Source organism: Leptolyngbya sp. AN10, assembly GCF_050565645.1.
Classification (GTDB): Bacteria; Cyanobacteriota; Cyanobacteriia; order Leptolyngbyales; family Leptolyngbyaceae; genus Leptolyngbya.
The window spans coordinates 265,417-283,426 of the sequence record NZ_JBNXVP010000008.1 but is presented as its reverse complement, the minus strand read 5'-3'; the positions used below and the strand labels follow the sequence as shown (position 1 = coordinate 283,426).

The 18,010-nt window shown below is 46.8% G+C and carries 19 protein-coding genes; 12 read left to right on the top strand and 7 right to left on the bottom strand.

Annotated elements, in window-relative coordinates:
- Positions 1–152: 152 nt before the first annotated feature.
- Complete coding sequence (locus tag ACQ4M5_RS14445) at positions 153–2,228, bottom strand: hypothetical protein (RefSeq protein WP_430676331.1); 2,076 nt, start codon at positions 2,226–2,228, stop codon at positions 153–155.
- A 77-nt stretch (positions 2,229–2,305) separates the two neighbouring features.
- Between ACQ4M5_RS14445 and ACQ4M5_RS14440 the strand changes: the two genes are divergently transcribed.
- The 4 genes from ACQ4M5_RS14440 (at position 2,306) to ACQ4M5_RS14425 (ending at position 4,606) form a co-directional block, all read left to right on the top strand.
- Positions 2,306–3,091, top strand: coding sequence for a group II intron reverse transcriptase (locus ACQ4M5_RS14440; protein ID WP_430676330.1), 786 nt, complete (start codon positions 2,306–2,308; stop codon positions 3,089–3,091).
- Between the two features lie 48 nt (positions 3,092–3,139).
- Complete coding sequence (locus ACQ4M5_RS14435) at positions 3,140–4,219, top strand: group II intron reverse transcriptase (RefSeq protein ID WP_430676329.1); 1,080 nt, start codon at positions 3,140–3,142, stop codon at positions 4,217–4,219.
- Positions 4,220–4,376: 157 nt separating this feature from the next.
- Positions 4,377–4,538, top strand: coding sequence for a hypothetical protein (locus tag ACQ4M5_RS14430; RefSeq protein ID WP_430676334.1), 162 nt, complete (start codon positions 4,377–4,379; stop codon positions 4,536–4,538).
- Positions 4,487–4,606 carry a DUF4351 domain-containing protein gene (locus ACQ4M5_RS14425; protein WP_430676328.1) on the top strand — a complete coding sequence of 40 codons (120 nt, stop codon included), beginning with the start codon at positions 4,487–4,489 and terminating at the stop codon, positions 4,604–4,606. The genes ACQ4M5_RS14430 and ACQ4M5_RS14425 overlap by 52 nt, the downstream gene beginning before the upstream one ends.
- Here ACQ4M5_RS14425 and ACQ4M5_RS14420 read toward each other — a convergent pair.
- Positions 4,566–4,757, bottom strand: coding sequence for a hypothetical protein (locus ACQ4M5_RS14420; protein ID WP_430676333.1), 192 nt, complete (start codon positions 4,755–4,757; stop codon positions 4,566–4,568). The two genes, ACQ4M5_RS14425 and ACQ4M5_RS14420, sit on opposite strands and share 41 nt — an antisense overlap.
- Before the next feature lie 690 nt (positions 4,758–5,447).
- Between ACQ4M5_RS14420 and ACQ4M5_RS14415 the strand changes: the two genes are divergently transcribed.
- The 3 genes from ACQ4M5_RS14415 to ACQ4M5_RS14405 all read left to right on the top strand — a co-directional run bounded on the left by ACQ4M5_RS14415 (position 5,448) and on the right by ACQ4M5_RS14405 (position 7,920).
- Entirely contained in the window at positions 5,448–5,861 is a 414-nt protein-coding gene (locus tag ACQ4M5_RS14415; RefSeq protein ID WP_430676327.1) for a hypothetical protein, read from the top strand.
- A 62-nt stretch (positions 5,862–5,923) separates the two neighbouring features.
- A complete protein-coding gene (locus tag ACQ4M5_RS14410; protein ID WP_430676326.1) occupies positions 5,924–7,402 on the top strand; it encodes a hypothetical protein in 1,479 nt (492 codons plus the stop codon).
- A 29-nt stretch (positions 7,403–7,431) separates the two neighbouring features.
- Positions 7,432–7,920 carry a hypothetical protein gene (locus ACQ4M5_RS14405; protein WP_430676325.1) on the top strand — a complete coding sequence of 163 codons (489 nt, stop codon included), beginning with the start codon at positions 7,432–7,434 and terminating at the stop codon, positions 7,918–7,920.
- A gap of 451 nt (positions 7,921–8,371) precedes the next feature.
- On the opposite strand, the gene ACQ4M5_RS14400 is transcribed toward ACQ4M5_RS14405, so the two are convergent.
- Positions 8,372–8,545: a hypothetical protein gene (locus ACQ4M5_RS14400; protein ID WP_430676324.1), complete on the bottom strand. Its 174-nt coding sequence runs from the start codon at positions 8,543–8,545 to the stop codon at positions 8,372–8,374.
- A 228-nt stretch (positions 8,546–8,773) separates the two neighbouring features.
- On the opposite strand from ACQ4M5_RS14400, the gene ACQ4M5_RS14395 reads away from it, so the two are divergent.
- Together ACQ4M5_RS14395 and ACQ4M5_RS14390 are read left to right on the top strand one after the other, a co-directional pair.
- Positions 8,774–8,980, top strand: coding sequence for a hypothetical protein (locus tag ACQ4M5_RS14395; RefSeq protein WP_430676323.1), 207 nt, complete (start codon positions 8,774–8,776; stop codon positions 8,978–8,980).
- A 203-nt stretch (positions 8,981–9,183) separates the two neighbouring features.
- Positions 9,184–10,206 (top strand): alpha/beta hydrolase family protein, encoded by a 1,023-nt coding sequence (locus ACQ4M5_RS14390; protein WP_430676322.1) that lies wholly within the window; start codon positions 9,184–9,186, stop codon positions 10,204–10,206.
- Positions 10,207–10,521: 315 nt separating this feature from the next.
- Here the strand turns inward: ACQ4M5_RS14390 and ACQ4M5_RS14385 are convergent, their stop codons facing one another.
- Genes ACQ4M5_RS14385 through ACQ4M5_RS14370 form a run of 4 tightly spaced genes read right to left on the bottom strand, consistent with a single transcriptional unit; the run spans position 10,522 to position 15,646 of the window.
- Positions 10,522–11,616, bottom strand: coding sequence for a DNA sulfur modification protein DndB (locus tag ACQ4M5_RS14385; RefSeq protein WP_430676321.1), 1,095 nt, complete (start codon positions 11,614–11,616; stop codon positions 10,522–10,524).
- Positions 11,549–13,222 (bottom strand): hypothetical protein, encoded by a 1,674-nt coding sequence (locus ACQ4M5_RS14380; RefSeq protein ID WP_430676320.1) that lies wholly within the window; start codon positions 13,220–13,222, stop codon positions 11,549–11,551. The genes ACQ4M5_RS14385 and ACQ4M5_RS14380 overlap by 68 nt, the downstream gene beginning before the upstream one ends.
- Positions 13,185–14,288 carry a DNA polymerase III subunit delta' gene (locus ACQ4M5_RS14375; protein ID WP_430676319.1) on the bottom strand — a complete coding sequence of 368 codons (1,104 nt, stop codon included), beginning with the start codon at positions 14,286–14,288 and terminating at the stop codon, positions 13,185–13,187. The genes ACQ4M5_RS14380 and ACQ4M5_RS14375 overlap by 38 nt, the downstream gene beginning before the upstream one ends.
- A gap of 5 nt (positions 14,289–14,293) precedes the next feature.
- Positions 14,294–15,646, bottom strand: coding sequence for a DNA polymerase III subunit gamma/tau (locus tag ACQ4M5_RS14370; protein WP_430676318.1), 1,353 nt, complete (start codon positions 15,644–15,646; stop codon positions 14,294–14,296).
- Between the two features lie 74 nt (positions 15,647–15,720).
- On the opposite strand from ACQ4M5_RS14370, the gene ACQ4M5_RS14365 reads away from it, so the two are divergent.
- The 3 genes from ACQ4M5_RS14365 to ACQ4M5_RS14355 all read left to right on the top strand — a co-directional run bounded on the left by ACQ4M5_RS14365 (position 15,721) and on the right by ACQ4M5_RS14355 (position 18,009).
- Positions 15,721–16,251 carry a metallophosphoesterase family protein gene (locus tag ACQ4M5_RS14365; RefSeq protein WP_430676317.1) on the top strand — a complete coding sequence of 177 codons (531 nt, stop codon included), beginning with the start codon at positions 15,721–15,723 and terminating at the stop codon, positions 16,249–16,251.
- Between the two features lie 188 nt (positions 16,252–16,439).
- Complete coding sequence (locus tag ACQ4M5_RS14360) at positions 16,440–17,552, top strand: IS630 family transposase (protein ID WP_430676316.1); 1,113 nt, start codon at positions 16,440–16,442, stop codon at positions 17,550–17,552.
- A gap of 13 nt (positions 17,553–17,565) precedes the next feature.
- Complete coding sequence (locus ACQ4M5_RS14355) at positions 17,566–18,009, top strand: DNA-formamidopyrimidine glycosylase family protein (RefSeq protein WP_430676315.1); 444 nt, start codon at positions 17,566–17,568, stop codon at positions 18,007–18,009.
- The last annotated feature ends 1 nt before the right edge of the window (position 18,010 follow it).

The window sequence follows — 18,010 nt, the reverse complement described above, 5'->3', positions numbered from 1 at the left end:
TCAGCTTTGCTGCTTGCTGTTCTCGTCATCTCTGTCTCATTTTGATCTCATTTCTGCAATCTCATTTCTGCAAATCTAGCTTCTAGTTTCGATGAAAAAATCTGTCCTATGTAATTGACATTTCACAGCCCACGAGATACGCAACCAGTGCATTAAGAAGACTCAGAACGCCTGTCTGACATGCGGTTGACGAATTCAATCAACTTGGGCGACACGCCAAAAATCTCAACAGAAATCTGGAGTGTATTGGATCGGGCTGCATTTCGTTTCAATCGTTCAGCCCAAGCGAGCCGTCGATGAGCGCGTTGGCTGCGAGTCAGGTAGGAGATCGCGGATTCGACAGGTCGAGTGGCTGAATTGCTCTGTTCAATTCGAGTTTGGTGTCGTCGAAGCTGCTGTCGAATCTCTCGCCGGAGCTGAGTGGCTGGAATATCTGTCCAGATCAAAGCTTGAGTCCCCTGCACAGTCTGCATTGGAGCTTGAGCAATAATCGTAATCTCAGGCTCTAATGCAACTGTCGGAACCGGAGGTAGCTTCGTTCGCATGACTGAAATTCGTCTGCCATTGGTGTTTTTGGAATCCTCGGACAGACAATGTTGCTTCACGGGACAACTGGCACAAATACGCGGATTCATACTAAACAGCATTTGCATATCGCCCCGGCGCGTATAGCGAATTTCACGGCGGTACATGCGATGCCCAGTGGGACATTCCACAGATTCATCATCCAGGATTTTGAAGTCCTTGCCTGCATACTTGTGACGACTTTTTGCCCAACCCTCCGAGACCGTCATCGCTCCATAGCGAGGTGTAGGGTGACTCGATTGAGGTACAGATGCAGGTTGAGGAGTTTCTGGTTGGGGAGCCGCACACTCCTCGGTTCTCTCTGGTAAAGCAGACGACCATTCTGTTTGCCGCCCACACAACTGAGGCGACTGTACGGCTCCCGCCCGAATCCGCCAGTTCCACACCCATTGGTTGAGAATCTGCCAAAAGCTTTGTCCTTGCGCCTGCCAACTGCACCATCGGTCGCCATCTTGTTCTTTGTCTTCTTCTGCAAGCGTTTGCTCAAATCCACCCCGACCACAGTAGAGATTCAGCACATCGGTTGCGGTAAATTGCTCAACTGGAAGGGAGGTGAGAAATAGCTCATGAATGTACTTCCCGTTGCATTTGCCCACGGCTCGTTTGCGCTTGTCAAATCGCTCCATGCGAACAATCACCAGGCGCATTGGCTCATGATAGCCTCGCCGCGTGGAATCCAGGCAAGGAATATCGAACAGCTCCCGTGGATGAGGACTATCCGGATAGGTAATCGTGGCATGAGGAGGTTGCTTTAGCGCTTCTACAACTATCGGATCAGTGAGCAAATGATAGTCACGACAACGAATAGCATAAGCGATCTTCGCTTGTTGCAGTGGGCTGACATAGCTTGCACTACCATACAGTCCATCGAGTCGAACAATGCCCTGCTCGATAGTTAACCCTTGAATCTGAAGATAGCGTTGTACCAACCCACAAGCACGGGCTAAATCTGCTTTAGGTGTGCCATTGCCAGGAGCAGCAAACGTGCCTAACCATTCATGCGTATGGGCACAAGCCACCGTGCTTCGCGTACGCACATAGTCTCCGCGCTTGCGTCCACCGTATCCTGGAGCGCAAGCGTTCTCACTTCGCCGCTTTACCTGTGGATGCGTGGGTGCTTTGACTAAAGCTCGATGTCGCGTCGCTTTAACTGTTCCATCGACATCAAAGACTACCCAGTTCTTTCCAGTGCGGTCGCTCAATCCCATTGCTGTGTTCATTTCAATCGGATGTGCCAGTAAATCCATTTCAAATAAGCTTCGCAACTGTTCAACAGTAGACTCATCGACATCAGCTAGAAAACGACTCAAGGTTGCTGCGACTGGACACTTTGCTCGTTTCCAGACTGACATTAGCACAGGTTTAACGCTCTCTAGCTGCTCGAAAAATAACTTTAACGTTTCGACTCCACTAACGGCATAAGCCAGCAGTAAAAGCACGAAGTCACACACCTCATACTGTCCCATCCGTCCGCGACTCACTCGAACCTGTTGCTGTAGCTGTTCAAGTAAGCCACTTTGATTCCAGTATTGTCCCACCAAAAGTGCTTCCGCCAACCAAGTTGGAATGGCAAGATTGGATTGTTCTGTGGTGGTAACTTCTAACAAACCTGCTACAGTAAAGCTAACATTGTTTTCTGACATCGGGAACTGCCTCCATGCAGTGTGACTCGATGTCTTTTCTTAGCGAATTTAGCGAACTTTAGAATCTCCTCTGTGTCTTGTTTCTAGCATTTATCCCTGCACTGGTTGCGTATCTCGTGGGCACAGACGGGTTCGACTTCTTGGGCTTTCACGTCCGCCGCTATACGAGCCAGAATGACCGACCCAAGATGTTAGTCACTCCGAGTCAGAAAGCAGTGACACGATTGAAAGCGAAAATCAAGGAGATGACTGACCGTCATCGATTTCGGGACAAACCCCTACTCAAGTTCAGTGCGCTCAATGCCGTACTACGAGGATGGATCAACTACTTTCGCTATTCTAATGCTAAGGAAACAGCAAAAGACCTGAACTTCTGGGTGAATGAACGGCTGTTTCTCTGGCTGCAAAAGCGACATCGGCTCCCGCCGCGTAAGATCATTGACTTGTATAAGCAACGAGAACATGGAACCAGAGACAACTGGGGCATTCGCAATGGAGAGACAACCTTGTATCTTTATCGAATGAGCGACCAGCCGATAACCAAATATCGGTCACGCAATCCCCCGAATCCATATCTCGCTGGAGAATGGGTCACAACGCTCAACCTTGCCGAAGTTCCACAGTCCGAAGTCGTTTGGCTTGGCAACGCCGAGAACAACGAGGAGTGGCGCGAACTGAAAGAAGAGATCAAAGCAGAACGTGGAGCGAAGTGCGACCTCTGCGGCAGCCGGGAGAATCTAGATCTTCATCACCTCAAAGCCAAACGCTACGGGGGAAAAGCGCTCAAAGAGAATCTGCAATTGCTCTGCCGAAGCTGTCACGCGGAAACTGCGACCTTTGGGGATCACAGTCGATTGCAATGAGGGAAAGCGAAGTGACGGGAAACTGTCACGCTTCGTTTGGGGAGAGGGATGGATGAAACACGCAAGTCGAAAGACCTGAAGGTGCGCTCTGTCCCTACTCTATTTTCTCCACTTCTGGCAAATATTACGTTGCATGGGATGGAAAACGACATCCGTCAGGCATTCCCAACTGCCAAGCGCCTGAGCGATGGGAAAACAACGAGCCAATACGCTCCCATCGTCATTCGCTATGCGGATGACTTGGTGGTGTTCCATGCTGAACTCAAAGAAGTAATCAAAGCCAAAGAACTCCTGGAGGAATGGCTCCAGCACTATGGACTGAAATTAAAAGCCGAAAAGACCAAAATAGTTCATACCCTCAACTCCTATGACGGACAAGAACCTGGATTTGATTTTCTAGGGTTCAACATCCGACAGTATCGAGTCTCCAAGGGTAGAGGAGCAAAATCAACCGATGGCACTCCTCTGGGCTATAAAACCATCATCAAACCGAGCTTGGACTCTGTTCGTAAATTCAAGACCAAACTCAAAGAAATTGTGGTCAGGAACTATCCTGGTGAGCAAGCAACCCTGATTTACTTGCTCAATCCAATTATCCGAGGGTGGGCGAACTATTTTCGCACGGAGAACAGCGCGGTAACCTTTCGTCAAATCGACTATGCCATCTTCCAAATGCTCTGGGGGTGGGCGCTGAAACGTCACCCCAACAAAGGCAAGCGATGGATTTACGCCAAGTACTGGAAACGCATGAATGGCGCATTAAGATTTTCTACCCCAGAGAGTCTGCTCCTGCAAGCATCCAGAACGGGCATCCAGCGCCATGTTCGAGTGAAAGGAACAAAGTCACCGTTTGACGGCGATTGGGTGTATTGGTCAAGACGCATGAGCAAAGCTCCCAAATGGGCATCCAAGGAATTCAAAATCCTCAATGCACAACAAGGGAGGTGTGCTCTGTGCAAGTTGTACTTCAAAGCAGAAGACCGAATTGAGTTCGACCACAAAATCCCAATTCGGTCAGGGGGAGGAAATACAGAAAAGAACCTCCAAGCTCTGCACCGTCATTGCCACGACACTAAAACAGCCTTGGATAAGCTGTTGCAGCCCTTTGTCAAAAGGTCTGATAGTTGAGGAGCCGTGTGAGGTGAAAGTCTCATGCACGGTTCTGGAGCCGAGTCACGGGGGCGACTCCGTGACTTAGGTTAACTATCTGAGACTGAATGCGATCGAGACTCAGGCATTTCAGGCGGAAATTGCTAAAATTGAGCCAGAACGGAGGGAGGGCGTGATGCAGATTGTCACCAGTTGGATGCAAGAAGGGATCGAGCAAGGAATTGAGCAAGGGATCGAGCAAGGAGAGCGATCGTTCTGCGTCTGCTCACCAAGCGAGTTGGAACCTTGCCGTCTGAAGTTCGCGATCGCATTAACCAACTTCCGATCGACCAAGTAGAGGCACTCGGAGAAGCGTTATTAGAGTTTAGGACGCTAATCGATCTGGAAGCTTGGCTTTCACAGTGATTGTGCGATCGGTGTTGAAGGGCAACTCCGCGTTGAGTTCCTTTATCGATCGCACTCCATCTCCTCGGTTGATCTGCGGAAGTTTATGCGTCAGCTTCGGAGGCTCACGGTTGAGCTTTGGAAGTTCAGGGGGTGAGTGTTGGAAGCTCACGATTCAGCTTTGGAGGCTCAGAGATCGACTCTGGAAGTTCAGGGGGTGAGCTTCGGAAGTTCGGGGGTCGGCTTTGGGAGATTGTACGATCGCTCTGGAAGCTTGTGTTTCAGCTTTGGAAGCTCAGGGGGTGAGGATGAGAAGCTCATGCGTCAGCTTTGAAGGGTCGAGGGTGAGCTTCAGAAGCGGAGCGGGTTTTCTTGGATGCGATCGTCATTCCTAATCTGGCAGTCTCGATTCTAAAGATAGGTTTAAATCTGCTTGCAGAATAAGAACAAGGAGGTTATCTTAAGATTGGTCTAACGAACTACATCCCAAACTGGGGTGTAGTTCGTCAAGAATGATAGGCAAAATTCTGCATAGAACCATTAAGCAGCAGAAACGTGGTTTAGTGTACGAATTGGAGTACCAGGCTACGGAATTGCTAGATAATGTTCTGATTTGGAATGTGATTCAGTAGAGACGCGACCTAATGTTCTATTCAGGATCTTAGGATGTGAAGGGAAAAGTAGCTAGTGAAGCTGTTATGCGGCTGAATTATTGATAGAGTAACTACCTGTTTTCGTGTGGTGCTTGAGATGGAATACAGAGTTTCATTTAGCACACGCAAACCTTAGAGTCTTAGGTCTCATACTCTAAGTCAGGGTGATGTTTGAGACAAAGGCACTTTTACTGTTTGAGATAGTCATCATGAGTAATCAACAGAGTAATGAAGGTATTGTCCAGTCCGGTGGAACCATTATTGCTGACCAGTTAGCAGTAGGTAGATTTGCCATTATCAGTGGAACGGTTAATAAGACAATTAGTGAATTGAAGTCTAGCGAAGCTGCCTCGGCAGCTTCGCTAGCTGAGTACCTCAAACAACTGCAAACAGCGATTGAGAATGACTCTAATTTACCTCCATCGGGGAAAGCTGATGCACTAGAGCAAGTACAAGAAATTGCCAAGGCAGGACGCAATCCAGATAGCGAGACAACGCAAAAACTGGTAAAAGCCGCAAGCAGAACATTAAAGGGAATGCTCACTGAATTGCCTAATGCAACTCAGTTTATCGAAGCGTGTACTAAACTCTTACCTTTCATTACCAAAATCTTTGGATTTTAACTCTTCGCTAGAGTATACTACACGCAAGCAACTGAAAAAGCTCTAGAACTCTGTGAAAACATATGCAATTAAAAGATACAGAAACCACCCGCTATCTTTGCGCCTCTGCATATTCAAATGAGGCGTTTTGTCAACAGGTTATTGAGCAAACTTTAGAGGAAGATCGACAGGCACTTGCGCCTTGCTATGGCTTTCATTTGCCAACAGTGGTCAAACACTGTTTAATTGCCAGCAGTAAGAGAAGAAGACGAGATCTTAAGTTAACATCCTTATTTGGAGCAGCAATTTTATTCTCATTGATTGGCGGCTCTCTAGGGCTGTTTTCCCTAGTTGTTCTATATGTCGTTGCTGTAGTAATTATATATCAAGAAAGATGGAATATTCGCCATGTTCTAGTAAAAAATAACTTTTCAAAAAACTCATTCGATCCAGATTCAGTTGATTGGGAAAGTGAGTTAAATTCTTCTAGCTCTAACACATCAGAAGAGACTGCTAAAAAAATACAGGAAGTTAAGGAAGAGCTTGAAAAAATCGCGAAAGAGCAGAATAGTAAGGCAGTTATCTATGGTCGATATTCACCCTTCGTCGGGTGTGGTTATGACATTGGGGGATGGTCATTTTCGCTAAACACAAGCAAAGGGAAAGAAAGCTTGGGCAAAGTTTGTACACCCATCCCGTTTGAGGTTAATGAGATGTATGAACAGATTGCTCGTTCAATTAATGAAATTCATTTATATGGTATCGATGTTAGCGTTGAAGATATTTATTATATTGATGGTCAAGTAATCAGAGATGATACAAGGTTCTTAAATAACCCTTTTGAAAGACCTTCGACTTGCTTACAATTTCTAGAAGCATCTATAGAAGAGCCTGCTAAAGCTAATCGTTTCTACAAGCGCATTCAAATAGTAGGTTGGAAAGGAGAATTGATTGTGTCAATTGTGCTTCGATTCACAAAATTTGGAAAGAACTTATTTATGGAAGCAAAATATTTTTTACTTCCTCCTCTGCAAGAAAGCTTTCATGCGATTGATAGAATTCAATCTCCCGCAACTTTTATGCAAAAAGTTGACTTAGTATGGCAGTCTCTGATTATATCTGTTTTCATTTTGCCTCTATCATTCTCACGTACTGTTTATGAATTACTCAAGCCTCTTATCGACACAATAAAGCAGTGTATAGATACTCTTATTATCAAAGAGAATCCCATTTTTAATTATGGTTCAGTTACTAGCATCCGTGAAAATGTTAGTAGCACTCTTTATCGCCAGTACTTTCAAATACTTGACAAAGATATGTATCTGAAGGTTATTGAAAGTGCCCTACTTGAGGAGATAGTGGAGTTTTTAGATAACAAAGACATTGACACATCAGAACTTAAAGGTAGACAGTCTCAGATTCTTAATGAAGGAATTATTATGTCAGGTGGCGAAATCAGGGCTAAAAGTCTGGCTGTTGGTAGGCGAGCGCGAGCGCTTTTTAAGAGAGCCAAAACAATTGAACAATCACGGCGAGACACTAGCAAGACTAAAGGTAGTTAATCAAGAATATCGATGCCATTGACTAAATCATGCAGTCTTTAACACTTATCCTCATAATTCTCCTCGTTCTGACGGCACTTTTAGGCGGTGGTTTGAGCATTAGAGAATTCAAACTGCTGAAAGCTAATACAGGAGTTAGAATAGCGGCTATTTTAACTGGTTTGATATTGTGGATGATTGGGTCTGCGTTTCAGCCAAACGAGGCTAAATTTACAGTTATCAATAACCTTACACAAGGCGCTATAAGCGAGCGTGTCGATATAACTGTTCAGAGAAAGAAGATTGGTTTTATTACAAGCAACAGTAGTGTTCCAAGATCAACAAAAGAGTTTACAGTTCCAAAACCTGGAGAATATAGTTATTCTGTAGAGCTATCTGGTACTTACAATAACAATGGGCAAGAAGCTTCTTTTTATGGGGAAGGTAGTGGAACAATTAATGTATTTCCTGGAGATGCTTTTGAAGTACAAAGAGAAGTTAGCAACAATAATCTAATTATTACTTTAACGGAAAAATAATATATAAATAGGGCTTGCTGAAAAAGTCTACAAAGCGAATCTAGGAGTCAGATAGCTTGCAGAATAAAAGTTCTGTCGCTTGAATCAGAAATTTACCCGGCAATTTTCGAGCGAAGTGCAAGCATTTTGAGCCTCTAGAGTCGATAAACTTGCACTTGTTTGGTCGAGAAGCGCTTAAAGCTCTTATCTAGCCTATTCTTCAACTTTTTCAGCAAGCCCTAAATAGACCATTTAGAAAGTTAAACATATAATCGAATCTGCGCTGTATAACAACGCCCAATACACGCGATTGTCCAAAAGTTGTCTGTGAGATTTCGAGGTTATCTGTGATGGGTGGTGAGCAACGTTATTCGGATGTTAATAGCTCGCACTTCTCCCAATCGCGATCGCACTCTCCACCCTGGGAACGATAGGCTCATGTTTACGAGATTCAACATCTTTTATGAGCAACTCAAAAACAAACGGCAACGGCACAAGCAACGGCAACAGCACCCCTCAAACCATTCTGCCCTCCTTCTCCGCCGACACCCTCGGTTCCACCAGTGCTGAACCCTTGAGCCAAAGCGTTTAGCGCAAAGCGCAACTGCAAAGCAACCGAGACACCATCCTGCAACTGATCACCCAAATCAACACCCTTCTCCCCTTCCTACGCGACCTCAGCGCCGAAGAACGCAAATCCATGTTAGGCATGGGCAACAAGAACCGCATCTTCGCAGGCAAAGTCTCAGAAGTCATCCAACAAAAATCCGACTTCCTCCCCCGCTCCTTCGACATCGACCAATTCAATCAAGACCTAGCCACCTTCGTTTAGCGCAAAGCGCAACTGCGGAGCAACCGACTCTCCACAATCTTGATGGCACTCACCCAACTGAGAGATCTCGTCGATTCTACTGCGATCGCCATCGGCAGCGAAGCCTACGAAAACGCCCTCACCGCCTATCGTCACGCCAAAGCCAGCGGACAAGGAGCCAGCCTCGAAGCAATGATGGCAGAAATGTCTCAACGCTTTGCCCGCAAGCCCAAGCAAAAAGAAGACAAAAACCCCGAAACAAAGGAGTAATCCCACCCTCCAATCAGGTGTTAGGAACCCGCCTCCATTCCTGCTCCCTGTTTGAACGTTCCGCATCATGACTTAAACCGCGATCGCACTTCCTCACTTCAATCCATCCTCTGCGATCAAAAACTAACCTTGGTAACGAGTGCGATCGCGACTGATGAGAACTATCATCAAAGATTCATGAGTTGAATTGAGGAGCAAAAGTAATGAAAGAGACAGTTTATGCTGCTTTGACTTGTGCCTGTCTGACTCTCAATGTGTTTTTTGATACAAAGCAAGCCGTTGCTTCACCGTCTCCACAAACGGCTGCACAGGATTCAACTCCCTTGTTCCAGCAAGTCGATCGCAGCACCATCACAATCGCTTCCCAAACTCCCAAACAATCTGCTGCCACTTCAGACCCCGCAGATGTTTACTTTCCTCGTACCCCTGACCTCACGAAAAAAATCCCCATTGTATTACTCCTGCAAGGAGCATTAGTTGATAAATCCGCTTACTCCAACTTCGCCACTGAAATTGCCCGCTCTGGCTTCATCGTAGTCGTTCCCAATCACACGAGATCGCTGAGCGCTCCCAATGGACAAACCGTGACTGGGTTAGCCGCAGAACAACAGCAAGTGAACGATGTCCTCAAACAAATGATTGCCGAAAATGCCAATCCTCAATCCCGCCTCGCGAACAGAATTGACACGACTAAACTCGGACTCTTGGGGCATTCGCTCGGCGGTTATGTCGGATTAGGCGCGATTCAAAATCAGTGCTTCCCAGGGGTTTGCACAGGCACTTTTACTCGACCACCAGAGTTAAAAGCGGGCATCTTCTACGGCACGAATTTCCGAACGCCACCGATCACAGGCGCATTTCCAGCAATCAATAACCAAACTATTCCGACCGCTTTAATTGCGGGGAGTCTGGATGGTGTCTCTGACTTAGACGAAACCCAAAGAACATACCAGCAAATTCAAACGCCGCCGAAAGCACTCATCATCGTCAAGGGAGCGAATCACTACAGCATGACCAATCAAGATAATCCCCGTGATCGCAGCCGACCCACGCTCAATCAAACTCAAGCAATTGCGACGATCGCTCGGTGGAGCGCCTTGTTTTTACGATCGCATTTACTTGATGATCCAGAGGCTTTTAATCGGATATACAAAAGGGGAAACGCCCAAGATAGTAATGTCACCGTGACGAGCGAATCTGCTCAACCCGTTCGTTCTAAACCATAGATGCAATTCCCGTTTCAGGCAATCCAAGCTCTCGCCCGAAACAGTTCAGATTTGAAAGCTTTAATCACCTAAAGTGAGCAAGATCCCATAATTTCCGGAATTCGCAACAGAAGTTCGGATTGTGTTTCTGGTTGCTGCGGTGCTTGTGATGTTGAGCGTTGTCGTCCTCCGGGGCTACCAGTTGATAGAGGCTGTAATGGAAAGGTGAGCGTCACTGAGTTGCACTGATCAGGGCTGCGGAGGCTTAATTTCCACTTTGCACGATCAAATCAGATTTCTACAGGAGCAGTGAAGACGGTGCAGTAATTTCAAGAGTTACACTATGATTTCCTCCAGTATGTATTTTGCCATTGCCTGAATTGTGCTTCTATTTTTGACGATGCGATTATTCAGTTTGCAAATCTCCCATGCAGGATTGTTTAACTGCCAGTTGATGCGGTCAAGATTGGCAATTTTCTCGGTCTGATTCTGCTGCCGAAGTTGCTGCCCCACGATCGCTAATGCACACATCGTTAAGGCATTAAACCCAATGCTTTGCTGTCGTAAAGATGAATCGTTACTAGCTTGAAGTTGTTGCCAGTGCGGGTGATGTGCCGCGACACTTTGCCAAAATTCAACTGCTTCCTGCTGTAAGTCGTCTTCAACGTCAGTCAGCAGAAGTTTGCAAGACTCTCGAATAGAGTTCATCGTGAAAAAATCTTTGCTCTTGACTTGAATGTTTGTCGCTTCCAGTGCTGTGCGATCGCGGAACACATCCACAGTTGTCAGAACTGCCCGTGCAATCTCGCTGTACTGATCTCGATGGTCGAAGAGCGAAATGATGGACTGATTGGGCTTAATGCCAAATTGGTTTGCATCCAGAAAGATTTGCTGGCGCTTCTGTCCACCAGCATCGGGAATGAGCATCACCCCGATCGTTTCATTCGCAACCAGCCCAGGTGCTTCTAGCTGTGCTTGAATGGAGCCAAAAGCTCGATGCTGCCCATCTGGAATCCAAAAAGTAGTAGAGCTTGGAAGACTGAGTAAGCCTAGATCCTCAATACCGGGAATGTCCAAATCAATCGCTTGAAAGTCGTAGCACTCCCACTCTGGAATGTCGATCGTGATCACGAGCGGTAAAAGAATATAAAACGCTTCAGGCTTTGACAATCCATCGATAATGTAACGAGCAATTTTCTTCGATCGTTTAGCATCAAGAGTTCGTTGTGCCAGAGACAGAGGTGCGGCTTCTTTGGGACGCGAAAAGAATGGCTGCATCAATGTCTCAATCTGAGCGAATGTGAACTTTGTCATCCAATAGTCGTTCCGGCATTGCACACCTCGCACACAGCAAAACAGAAATTCATTGGCTTCTGAGACTCGCTCTAATTCGGGAGACTCTAATACGACTGTTTGAGATGAGTTGTTCATGGGTTGTATCAACTCCAAGGATATGTGGATGCGTACCCGTGATGCCGAGCCATTTGAGGTCATATTCTGCGGGTTCGATGCGCTGCTTTTGAATGACGACAGCAGGGCAGACAACTAGCATTTCTTCGACAAATGGGCGCGGCTTCTTACCTGCGGGTCGCTTGATTGTCCAGAAGCGTCTGGAGAGCTTATTGAGTTGAGGTACTGTGCCATAGTGATCTGCTAATTCACTCAGATAGCGATCGCACTCTTCCTGCTCTCCCTGAAATAGAATGCGAGTCTGCCGAAAAGGTTTTGGATCTTTCTTCGTGCTATCAGAACTGTGGGTGAACATCCGTCGAACCAGATAAACTGCCCAGGTTTTGCCTTGCTTCAGATTGTCGATTTGCCGTTCTGTTCGCTCGATAAATTCTGCGATACGTTGTGATTTTTTGTTTCGGTTGGCTTGTGCTTTAATTGCACCTTCGATCAAACGTTCGTAGGAAGGGATGACCAGTGGTGTCCATGCTCCTGCTAGCAATTTTTCGTAGTGTGCGATCGCGGCATCATTCTGTGTTTCGTTCAGGATCTCAATCACAAACTGCTCGACGTACAGTGGCTGATGCTCATTGATAGCAAGGGCAATATGTTCTATAAACGCCGCCTCTCCACCGTATTCAGGCTCATTGATCCAGTCTTGGCGTAAATCGCCGTGGGTGTTATTCCCACGCTGGCGCTTCTTGCCGTTGCACTCCGAAAAGGGGCATCCATTCACACAGAAGGACTTTTTACCCTGTGTAATCTGTCCTCGTGTGAATCGTGTCACAAATTCATTCACCCGCATCTCGCACCACTTCCGACCGTAACCCATCTCGATAAGTGGAAAGCGAAAGATTTGGCGACGCTCCTTGCTTTCCTTAATCCGTCCTGCTTCGTCGGCATTGAACCCGATCGCATAATCGTAGCCTTGATGTTTGCCAAAGCTCTTATCTTTCAACCGTCTGGTTTCATCAGCGTTGTAGCCAATCAGATAGTAAGGTGACTTTTCTTCAGTAATCCTGCTTTCTGTCTTTGCCCGCTTCGCTTCATCAGCATTAAAACCGATGTATCGTTGTCGGGGAGAATCTCCAAACAGGAGCAATGCAACGACATCAATTACCCAACCCTTAAATTTGAGCGTACACAGCCTTCCACTGCCTCCACGTTGCGGAACTGTCCCGCTCATAATCAAGTGAGTAAACAGGCAGTAATCACCACGCAGGTAAAACTTAGTCGGTTGGCGAGTTGAAGAAAGAATCGTGATGCCATCTTTCTCATACTCTCCGTTGCGGCAAACCTGAATTACCCAAATGTTATACTGTCGGCAGAGGGGAAAGAAGACATCTTCCATCAGGCGCTTGGTTTCGATCGACTCCCCACCCACGACGGCATGAACGACAATCAAATTCTCAAGCGGAAAGTCTCGCGAGTCTGGATTCTCGATGTACTCAATGAGCAAGGATAGTGAATCAATTCCGCATCCCATTGAGAGAATATGCGGCAAGTGATTTGGGTCAAGTGTTTGTAGCAGTTCCGTAAACTGAATGTTTTCAAGGGGGTTGAATAGTACTAGAGGAAGAGTTGCCATTGAAGTTGCGCTTTGTACTAAATGCCTCAAACAGATCGGTTTGCCGTCCTCCACGTTTGCTGGCAAGTTCAGGATCAGTAAGCTGTCTGACATTTACCTGTTCTAGAACTTCAGGCTTTGGAGGGGAAGAGAGTCGCTGGTATTGCGATCGCATAATTTCTGGAAATTGCCATTGAATTTCAGGTAATGAAGTGAGCAGACAGTCCCAAACGAGTTGGGTTTGGCAATGTTGTGACAGATAAGTTCGGGTTTGCTCAAATTGATGAAAAACAGTGCTAGAGCGCGATCTCTGCCAAGCTTGGAACTGAAGATAATTTAATAGCCAGAGTTGGAGAGCGAAGTCAAGGGTCTGAAGTTGCCTGGATAGAGACAAAGATGCCCAAATAGGGCGATTAGGTTGGTTTAATGCTTTGATCAAAGAGCCTGGAATCTGGTGTAGATTTTTCCATGCAGCGATCGCTTGTCCAGGAGAACCCTGAGCAAAGCGAATCAAATCCGGATACTTGATAAGTTCTGGACAAAGCTCCTGCAAAACCTGAGAGAGTAATTTAGAAGTTAATCGCTTGAATCGAATGATCTGGCAACGCGAACGAATGGTTGGTAGCAGGTGATTTATCGCTGGCGCAATCAGAATAAGTGTAGCTTGTCCTGGTTCTTCCAAAACCTTGAGAAGCGCGTTAGCTGCTGCTTCGGTCATTGTTTCTGCTCCATCAATTATGATAATTGATCGCGAAGCTAATAAAGGAGGCTGCTGTAACAGCGTAGTAATTTGCCGAATTTGGTCAATACGAATTTGCGATCGTGATTTAGCTGTAAGCCCATTCTCTTCAGCCTCAGCAAGAGTATACTGCTGCCCATCTTTTGTAAAAGTTGGCTCAATCGATAGTACGTCCGGATGTATTGTGCTTTGGTCGCAGAGAAATTGTTCAATCAACCATTGCGCCGCAAGCTTGCGTCCTACTCCGTCTGGACCTGTGAAGAGATAGGCTGAAGTAAGTCGATTTTGGGTGATTGCAGCCTGCAATTTTGAGATCGCGGCTGACTGACCGATTGGTGGTTTGAACATACTTCTTAAATGCAAAGTTGGACTGGAACTTCATAGCCAAGCACCTGCGAAAGTGCCTGCTCGACCGCGCTTTGATAGTTTGTTGCCAAATTCAAAAATGACGTTGCTCGGAAGCGAATCATTGCACCGTTAGACGCACAATGCACGAGTTGCGCTTGTCGAAAGACAGGGCGATGATTCGCCGATAGTTGCTTTAATGTTCGTTGCCAAGTGTCGTCAAGATTAACAGAGGAATGATTAACCTGAGCTAATTTAGTTGAAGCTGTCGGAGCGATGAGGTCAAGGATGAGGCATTCTAGGTACAAAGTAGGCTGACTGGTTTGACAAAGCTGCGCTTCAGCTTGTCGTAAATGCGATCGCACCTCGGCAAGACGAGTGCAATCAATCGAATTCATCTCAATTAGACGTTGCCACATCTCAGGCATCACACTGCCAAGCTCAGAGCAATGAGGTAGCGTTTGAGCAATCTGTAAATCTTTCATCAGTCTCAGGAGTCCTTGAACGATCGCGATTGGCTCTTGACCGTTATCTAGTAATTGCTGAAGCTGAACCAGTAACGTTTCAGTTGAATGATCTTTCGGAAATAGTAGGCTTTCAATCAAGTCAATCAATTGCTCATCAGGAACGGCTCCAACACTTTCCCAGACTTGTTGGGCTGTAATCGGTTTACCTAAAATGCTGAGTTGCTCTAATAGCGTTTCTGCGTCCCGTAATCCACCTTGCGAAAGTCGAGCAATGAGATGAAGGGTTAAATCATCGATTTTGAGCCGTTCTTGTTTCGCGATCGCAGCTAAGTGCTTAACCATCGGTTCAATTTTGATGCGTCGAAAATCATATCGCTGGCAGCGAGACACGATCGTCGGTAAGAGGTTGTGCGGCTCAGTTGTTGCCAGGATAAAAACAACTCGTTCGGGTGGTTCTTCTAGTGTCTTAAGCAGGGCGCTGGTCGCGGAGGTACTAAGCATATGTGCCTCGTCCAAAACGAAAACCTTCATTCGCAGTTGAACAGGCGCGAACTGGGCACGTTCGATCAAACTTCGCACGTTTTCGACTCCCGTATTGCTAGCAGCATCGATCTCAATGACATCCAGAGCATTACCTTGAGTGATCGCTTGGCAGGCTTCACACACACCGCAAGGATGAGGCGTGGGATGATCGAATTGGAGGCAATTGAGCGATTTTGACAGAATTCGGGCGCTCGATGTTTTTCCCGTACCTCGCGGACCACAAAACAAATAAGCTGGAGCAATGCGGGACTGCTGGATTGCGTGAGTGAGCGTTTGCGAGATCGCGTCTTGCCCAACTAATTCTGCAAACGTTTGAGGACGGTACTTTTGGTGAAAGGATTGATAGGTCATGAGTGTCTCCGTAAACGATATATCCTGAGTGCGAATGACTGCCCTGAATTCAGCGCTAGAATTAACTTTGGTAGATGACTAACTCAGCTAGAAGTGATTTTCCAGGCATGGTGAACAACAGGCAGCGACGCATAGCAGGAACCCAGATTGGCGTGATTTCTGACACGCATGGCTTACTGCGCCCGGAAGCGATCGAGGCACTGACGGGTTCTGACCTGATTCTTCATGCGGGTGATATTGGTAAGCCAGAGATTCTCGAAGAACTTAGCACCATCGCTCCAGTGGTCGCCGTGCGGGGCAACAATGATACCGGAGACTGGGCACGAACCATTCCCGAATCAGAAACGATTTCTGTCGAGAATGTTTCGATTCATCTACTGCACATTGCTAAAGACCTGAGACTTGATCCAAAAAGGGCGGGTGTGCAAGTCGTAATTAGTGGACATTCGCACAAGCCCAGCCTTGAAGAACGAGAGGGTATCCTATTTCTCAATCCAGGCAGCGCGGGACCGAGACGCTTCAAGCTGCCGATCTCTGTTGCTTGCCTGTATGTGAAGGACAACACAGTTAATGCACAGGTGGTCGATTTGTTGAAAAGTAATTGAACAGTCGTACCTTAAGTGAGATGCGGGAGTGGTTCTTGGGACAGACGACAACGGGTAGTAGCAGCGATTAAGGTCAAACTACTTACCGCATTACTCCGGTTATCGATTTATGCCTGAAGGACCTGAAGTAAGCTAATCGACATCTAGAGTGCCTAAAATAGGAATTGAAAGTTGACCTGAAAGCGACCATGCCTGTTGCCCCATTTCTGAATCCGAGCCAAAAAGAGAATCTCCAAACCGTCCTGCGAGAGAGTCCTGACCCGCATCAGCGACAACGCGCGTTAATGCTGCTGTTGAGAAATGACGGAAAAACGTATGAAGACATCAGCGCGTTTATCGGGTGTTCATATCGGAGCGTCGCTCATTGGTGTGTTCAAGGCAATCCCGATGACCTGGAGAGCCTCAAAGATGAACGGCGACATGGGAACTATCGCAAAGCGACCGCTGAATACATTGAGCAATTGTTGCAGGTCATCGAACAAGCGCCATCAGAATTGGGGTACGAGTTTGGTCGATGGAGTACCGCGCGACTTGCAGCGCATCTGGCAAAGACGACGACGATTGCCTTGAGTAGTCGGCAAGTGGAGCGGATTCTCAAGCAAAAAAAGTACGGTTACCTCTGGGCAAAGTCTAGCCTAGAGGAGCAGCAAGATGTGAAGCAACGACAAGCATTTCGGGCACAATTAGAACAGGAATTAGCAACGACTCTCGCAGCACCGAACCAGCGACAAGTGTGGTTCTGGGATGAAAGTGGCTTTAGCTTACGCACCATTCGACGCAAGCAATGGGGGAAACGAGGAGCGCGTAAATCTGTGTCAGGAAAACGCCGACGCGGACGAGTGAATGTGATGGGTGGATTGCGCTATCACGACCGACAGCGACAATGCTATTTCATCGAGCAAGGCAACAGTGACAGCTTCTATGCGAGTCTTGAGAAGCTCAATGCTTTTGTGAAGCAAGAGTGGACTGAAGCGGGCAATCTAGAGACTGAGTTTGAACAAGCTGGACCCAAGATTCTATTGGTGCTGGATAATGCTAGCTATCACAAAAAACAAGCAGTGCTAGAGCAGATTGCGGCGGAGTTTCCCAATCTACAATTGCTGTTCTTGCCGCCCTACAGTCCCGATTTCAACTTGATTGAATTAGTGTGGCACTCATGCAAGGAATTTATTGCTCATCGTCTATTTCAATCGGTGGACGAACTTATGTCATTACTCGACCGCTTGCTGAATCAAGGTGAACTCGTTATTCAATGGAAACGTAGGGTCAAAAACAAAGGCAATGCTTTGATTTCAGCTTGATCCTGCAAACCAAATGTCGTTCAGCTTACATCGTTTTGCTGATCAACTCCAACATACGTTAGCCAATCAATCGATCGTGCAACTGACTGCTCGAACTCAGGTTGCTAAACGCTGGTTAGCTGCTCACTCAGAAGCTTTAATCGGGCGCACGATTCGTCAAATTACAACGCATGGTAAAAATTTGATTGGCTGGATCGAGGGCGACTATTATTTCTATTCTCATCTCATGATGTGGGGGCGCTGGATGACCTTCGAGGGTGATGCACCAGAAATCATCGATCGACGTGAACACGCTAGGATTGTCACCCCAACCGCAGGTGCAATCTTGCTCTCGGCTCCCGTATTTCAACTTGGGCAAGGTGATCCCTATGCTCAAGTCGAAGTTCTAAGATCACTCGGTCCTGATATTCTGCCGAAACCTGATGAAGCATTTGATCAAGCGCAATTTCGCGATTAAC